The following is a 6,173-nucleotide window of genomic DNA, read 5'->3' as shown; positions in this document are numbered from 1 at the left end:
CCAATCCTGTTAGGGGGCTTTAGAGAATTCTGGTCAAACTTGCATCGGAACGAGCCGTTTTGGGATGATTTGGGAGCTTAAGACCGCTTTTGGTGCATGAACTGATCCGGAACTCACGAAACATTTAAGAAAACTCATGAATTTAGTGGTTATTCTCACGAATTAAGTTGTGATTCTCACGAAGATGTAGTTATTACAATTAAGCTTAAAACTACGCTAGCTACTACTTCCTTAAGCTCAACAGCGTCGAGAGTTCAGAAAAACCAGGACCAAGGGAATGCAGACGTTTCCAACCGTGCGCATTGACACCCTGAAATGGGTCCGTCTGGGATTTCGGGGCATCAATCGGGCACTTTGACACCCTGAAATCTGCCCAACTCGATTTTCGGGGCATCAACCGAGCGCATTGACGCCCTGAAATCCGCCCAACTCGATTTTCGGGGTATCAACCATGCGCTTTAGAGAGCTCCCCCCTCAATCATCGCATCCATGTAGCCTTACCCTAGATTTCCCATTTTAATGTAGAGAACTGCTCTTCTTCTTCAAATGCACTGGCAAAACGATAGATGGTTGCTTCGTCAAGTGGCTTCCCGATTAGCTGCATACCAATTGGCAGTCCGTTCTTCGATAACCCGCATGGCATGGAAAGACTTGGCAGACCTGTGGAGTTCGCTGGTCCGTTCAATCGAAGCAGGGAAGCAAAGGTCGGCTCGATATGACCGTTGATATTACTCTCACGCTGGCCGATAACGGGCGGTAGAATAGCAAGAGTCGGCGCCAAAATCACGTCTACTTGACGGAGAGCATCCAGGAAGGATTGGCGAATTTTTAACCGTTCTTGTTGGGCTTTTACATACTCATAAGCGGATGTATCCTTGCTTGCTTCTAGGCGAGATCTTACCTCTGGCTGCAATTCGTCTAGATTGGCGTCCATGTGATTTTCATGGATGGCATAGGATTCCCCACGAACGGTGATAAGCTGAGCCCAAGCGGCTTGAGAAAGATCGATCTGGACTTCTCGAACGGAAGCGCCTAGTCGCTCGAAGACTTGTCCCGCACGGTCTAAGGCCTCTCTCACTTCATCCTCCAGATGATCATAGAAGTAACTGTCGGGACGTCCAATAACTAAACCAGAAATATCCATCCCCAATTGACGTGTGAAGTCCTCGGCAGATTGCTCTAGGGAATAAGGATCATTCGGATCATATCCGGCCAAGAGGTTCAGCAGCATGGCATTATCTTTAACACTCCTCGTCATCGGCCCCACATGGTCTAAGGTATATCCAAGGGGATAGACGCCATGCTTGCTTACGCGTCCAAAGGTGGGCTTCATTCCAATAATCCCGCAAGCTGAAGAAGGAATGCGGACCGAACCGCCTGTGTCCGTTCCTAATGCAGCAAAGCACATTCCGGTTGAGACGGCAGCTCCCGAACCGCTGCTTGATCCTCCTGTAATACGATTAAGATCATAAGGGTTGCGTACAGGGCCAAAATACGAAACGTCTCCCGAAGGTCCATAGGCAAATTCGTGAGTATTAAGCTTTCCTAATAGAACGGTACCCGCACGCTCTAAGCTTTCTGCAACGGTTGCACTGTATTCCGGAATGTAATCTTTATATATGCCTGAAGCCATGGTGGTCCGTATGCCCTTTGTATAAATTAAGTCCTTTAATCCGACGGGAATCCCATGAAGAGGTCCTCTCCACTTTCCTTGAACCAGCTCTTGTTCCATCACCTTTGCTTGTTTGAGCGCTTGGTCATGGAGTATGGTAATAAATGCATTCAACTTCGGGTTGACCTCGTCAATTCTCTGGAGGGCGGCTTCCACCAATTCGACGGGGGAAATGTCCTTGTTTTTTATTAGGTGGGATACCTTTTCAAGGTTCCAACCTAGTATTTCAGTTAGGTTTTTTTTCATCTGAATCTCCTCAAATTTGATAGTTTCACTTATTTTGTTTTAATTCGCTCTTGAATAGAAAAAATCCTCTAGAGTTTACTTCTTACCTCAACGGGCAAGGATGATTATTGGAGGTGAATCGTAAAATGTCAGAATCAATCCAATTCTTCTTCCTGTACTCGGGCGTAATATTCCTTCTAGGCATCATCATAGGATACTATGCAGAAAACTTATATCTTAAAGTAAAGGCACACTTGATCAGACGGAAATTTAAAAGAAAAGCCAAGATCGCAAAATAAGGAGGTTATTTCCCAACCTCCATCAACATTTTACTTGCTTCCTTCTCCTCATCTAGCAAAATCCAGCAGGCCAATTGGTCAGTGAGTTTAGTAATGGCATTAACATTACCTTCGCTTTCTTTACGGTTCATTTTGTTAAACTTCCACCCTTTCACTGCCTCGAAATATTGCTTAAAGAAGTGACTAATCTTCTCCATATCCTGTTCATAGTTTTCCTGAATAAGGCTTACAACTTCCGCTAGCCTTGGGCTTCTTCTTGAGGCTACAACGAGTACGGCACTTACGTTAGAACGGTTTACATTCTCCGTTTTTGTCAATATTTCAATCAGTTCTGGAAAAGCGGGGTGGTTTGCAAAGGCTAAACCCGTAACTGGCCCATCGGCTTCAAGCGGAAGCAGTCTGGTCCGATATTGTTCTTTGTTTCTCTTGATCAACGCCATTATTTGCGTGGAGTCTGAAGGATTTAACCCTTCATTATACATATCCTCATTTAAGGACTGGCCTAACCTTTTTTTGGCGTACTCGACCGCAAAATGTTCCGTGATGGATTTCATTAATTGGTGATTCGGTTTTAGCAGTGCTAAAAACTCGTTTCCATTAATTCCTTGGAGTGCTCGCTCCATCTCTGTAATCCACTGCTCTGTTTTCATAAGAATGGCCTCCCTCAGTATATTTTCTCAGATGGTTCTAACAGAACCCTATCCATACATAATCATAGATTAATAGAGTGATAGAATCGGAGGATGATGAAATTGTTGAAATTCTTATTGTATATGTTTCTCGTCGAAATGGTCTTCGTTTTATTCATGGGCTTAGGAACAATGACCTTAGATCTATTGTAAAACATGTTAGCGAAACCTAAACGTCAGATGCAACGAATGCAAAAAAATCTAGACAAATTTTACAAAAAGATGTATGAATTTGCAATCTAATTTGCCATACTAAATGGAAAGTAAAATAAGTGGAGGTTTAAAGAAAGATATGCATGCGAAAGAAGATTGGGAGATTGAGAAAGAACGTCTTCTGTTACAGAAGAAAAAGCAACGACTTATTGAAACATTACCGAATGAGCCTCATCGAAAAGGTTGGGTTGAACGAGGAGCCGACTTTAACGAGGGAAACTACTTTATCCATCCCTCTACTCAAGAATTGTGGTTAGCGGTAGGGACGTTCTCCCCTACGTGGGGAACCGAAGTGCACATTTATTCCTCCTCCATTGGCCGATTAATTCAGGAGTGGGATGAGCAGTTGGCTGAACTCCATGAGCCTTATCAATTGAGTGGGGAACAAACGTAAAGACGCTGTAATGGAAACCAGCGTCCTTTAAGGTCATACGGATTTTCTCCTGAACAAAAATGGGGCATATAAAAGGAAAAAGAGAGCTAAAGCGACAAATTCAAGCGAAACAATATACCATGGGTACGGACCAAGAAAATCGAGCAGGCTGGGATTCGCTGGTTTATAAGCTAAGAATAAGTAATTCCCCCCTGTCCATTTGTTGATTCCAAAGACCACCACCATATAAACATTGAGCAATCCGAAGGTTTTCCAAATAGACTTCCATGTTGGTCGGTAGCCTTCTACCCAGGTCATGAACAGACAAGCTAAGATGATGGCCATATGCGCAATAAAAAAATGCAAAAAACGATAATGAGGAAACGGATAAAACAATTCAGGTGTTAACATCGCCTGACCTGCCCCACCTAGGCCTGTGAAATAAGCGATCTCATAGAGCTTGTAACTCTTAGTAAATAGCATAAAAATGCAAAGGAATAACGTGATACTGCATAACTGAAAAGGCAGTGTGGAACCGGGATCCCAGATGGCATTAGCGTAATACCAAATGTTCAGTGTTAGCTCCGTAAGAATTAAAATGACGGCTAACCCATAGCGAATCAATGAATATGCCTTCGAAGACTTGTTAATCTCATCTCGATATCTGTATAAAAGCAATATAAGTGCAAAAAAACCGAACAGAACGGTCCAATGGGACATGGAAAACATGGAAAAGGCGTCACCCGTGTAGGTCCCTGAAAAGAAATCGGCGAACAGTGTGTTTCCCTCCTTTCGATAAGTATTTTGCAGAAAAAACCAACCTAACACGAAAGCGCTAGGTTGGTGTCTGTCTATACATAAGCTGGTTGTAGCTGTTGTTTTAACAGTTCATGGATCTGTTCTGACGTGTATCTTCTTTCTTTTTTGATCCATCTCCAGTCATAAGGTAATCCGAAGTTACTAGAAAAGGAATAATACAGACCTATAGCCCTGTAATACGTTTCAAGTGCACTTAGATGGTTGCCGCGCTTTTTGGGTTTAGGTAAGTTGATTCGATTAATCTTCAAGCAATCTAGATAAATAAACCACTGACTGAGTAATTCTTTATCCTGATAATTGAAGGGAATGGTAACGGCATTATAAAGCACATCAAGTGGCAGTACCTGTTCGTACATGCTGGCTAAATCAAGTAATTCTAATGTCTCAGTGATATCAGCCTTTTGGAAGTATGGAACTTGGATTTCGTAATTTGTCCATGCCTTTAGACGTTCAGACAGGCTTCCAAATGGCAAGCTAAGGATCGTTGTATCGTGAGGTGCAATGAAGGCAGCCTGCAAGGGCTGATCCTGCATCTCAAGTTTTTGCTTAATCTTTGCCTTATCTCGGATTGAATTTACATAACCTCTTTCGTATATTCCCTTCCGGCCAGCTCGCCCGGAAATTTGTTTAATTTCTTGTGGTAATAACTCGCGTACCTGGGTCCCATCAAACTTCTCGGTTTCGAGAAAGACAATTCTTCTAATGGGCAGGTTCATCCCCATCCCAATCGCGTCTGTCGATACAATGACTTGGGTTTCACCTTCTAGAAAAAGACCGACTTGCTTTCTTCTCGTTTCCGGAGGCAGATTCCCATAAATAATACTTGAGCTCCATTGCGCTTGCGTCAATTGAGATGCAACCTGTAAAGCCTGTTTTCTAGAGAAAACAATGAAGGCATCTCCTTTCATGACATCCTGTGGAAACCTGAAAGGGTGATCTTGAAATAATAAAGGGGTCTGTCTCTCGTGTTGAACCACTTCCACATGATCCTTACAATCAGCAAGCAGCTGTTTAATTAAAGGTACGGCTTCCCTTGCGCAACAGACGTGGATCTCTCGGGCTCTAAGCCCTAGGAGGGCTCTCGTCCAAGCATATCCTCGTTGTGAGTCGCCGATCATCTGTCCCTCATCAATTACGGCCACGTCATATACTTCGTCGTAGCTTGCCTTTTCAATCGTACAAGAGGTATGTTTTGCTCCTGCTGCATGGATCATCTCCTCTCCAGTCAAGAGGTCACAAGGTACTCCTTCTTCGTTTAATCTTTCATATACTTCAAGGGCAAGTAAACGTAAAGGCGAAAGGTAAATGCCTTTTGGACTCTTTTTTAATTCTTCAAGAGATTGATGCGTTTTTCCCGAGTTGGTTGAACCGGCATGAATGATAAAGGAACGCCGATGGGCACGGGTTAACGGATATTCATCTTTAGGGTGTGGAGGGATAATGTCAGTTAACAATTCCTGGAATAAATCATTGAGAATTCCAGATTGTTGTAGGGTTTTCATTATACCGTAATGATAATAATACCAATCATTATTTTCGATTACTTGCTCTACGGTTAAATTTGTTTGATATTGTTGATTTACTGATTCTAATATGACAGCGGAAGACTCTTTTAGCTTAAGTTTAAGTCTCTCCCGAAGGGATTGACCCTGCATATATAGCTCATGTTCGCTTCCACTGTTTTTCTTTACTTGAGCGATCCATGTCGACAGGCTTTGGATCGCTACACGAAGTGCCCCTTCCCGCTTTAGAGCGTGTTGAACAGATTGAACTTTGCCCTCAGCTGAGATGAGAAATTTAGATTCAACTTGTTCCATCTTTTTAGCTAATTGGGTTAGAGACATAGTCATATCTCCTTGTTCATCACGTTGTTGTTCTATTAT

5 protein-coding genes are annotated in these 6,173 nt (G+C 42.9%); 1 reads left to right on the top strand and 4 read right to left on the bottom strand.

Annotated features, from left to right (window positions below; all coding sequences use genetic code 11):
* Window positions 1-502: 502 nt before the first annotated feature.
* Together EIZ39_RS25030 and EIZ39_RS25025 are read right to left on the bottom strand one after the other, a co-directional pair.
* Window positions 503-1,918: an amidase gene (locus EIZ39_RS25030; RefSeq protein ID WP_129204090.1), complete on the bottom strand. Its 1,416-nt coding sequence runs from the start codon at window positions 1,916-1,918 to the stop codon at window positions 503-505.
* 283 nt (window positions 1,919-2,201) lie between these two features.
* The gene (locus EIZ39_RS25025; protein ID WP_129204088.1) at window positions 2,202-2,846 is read right to left on the bottom strand and encodes a hypothetical protein; all 645 of its coding nucleotides are present in this window, start codon (window positions 2,844-2,846) and stop codon (window positions 2,202-2,204) included.
* 331 nt (window positions 2,847-3,177) lie between these two features.
* On the opposite strand from EIZ39_RS25025, the gene EIZ39_RS25020 reads away from it, so the two are divergent.
* Window positions 3,178-3,492: a hypothetical protein gene (locus tag EIZ39_RS25020; protein ID WP_164985332.1), complete on the top strand. Its 315-nt coding sequence runs from the start codon at window positions 3,178-3,180 to the stop codon at window positions 3,490-3,492.
* 33 nt (window positions 3,493-3,525) lie between these two features.
* Here EIZ39_RS25020 and EIZ39_RS25015 read toward each other — a convergent pair whose 3' ends face one another.
* Both EIZ39_RS25015 and EIZ39_RS25010 read right to left on the bottom strand, forming a co-directional pair.
* The gene (locus EIZ39_RS25015; protein WP_240675940.1) at window positions 3,526-4,200 is read right to left on the bottom strand and encodes a YwaF family protein; all 675 of its coding nucleotides are present in this window, start codon (window positions 4,198-4,200) and stop codon (window positions 3,526-3,528) included.
* Window positions 4,201-4,322: 122 nt separating this feature from the next.
* Window positions 4,323-6,134 (bottom strand): helicase-related protein, encoded by a 1,812-nt coding sequence (locus EIZ39_RS25010; protein ID WP_164985331.1) that lies wholly within the window; start codon window positions 6,132-6,134, stop codon window positions 4,323-4,325.
* Window positions 6,135-6,173: the final 39 nt, after the last annotated feature.

It is taken from the genome of Ammoniphilus sp. CFH 90114 (assembly GCF_004123195.1).
GTDB lineage: Bacteria > Bacillota > Bacilli > Aneurinibacillales > RAOX-1 > YIM-78166.
Note: the sequence above shows the minus strand (reverse complement) of the source record. Positions and strands in the feature narration are given on the sequence as shown.

Coding starts and splice junctions, on each gene's coding strand:
- EIZ39_RS25010 (WP_164985331.1), bottom strand. CDS start 6,134: ATGTCTCTAACCCAATTAGCTAAAAAGATGGAACAAGTTGAATCTAAA.
- EIZ39_RS25020 (WP_164985332.1), top strand. CDS start 3,178: ATGCATGCGAAAGAAGATTGGGAGATTGAGAAAGAACGTCTTCTGTTA.
- EIZ39_RS25025 (WP_129204088.1), bottom strand. CDS start 2,846: ATGAAAACAGAGCAGTGGATTACAGAGATGGAGCGAGCACTCCAAGGA.
- EIZ39_RS25030 (WP_129204090.1), bottom strand. CDS start 1,918: ATGAAAAAAAACCTAACTGAAATACTAGGTTGGAACCTTGAAAAGGTA.
- EIZ39_RS25015 (WP_240675940.1), bottom strand. CDS start 4,200: ATGTTTTCCATGTCCCATTGGACCGTTCTGTTCGGTTTTTTTGCACTT.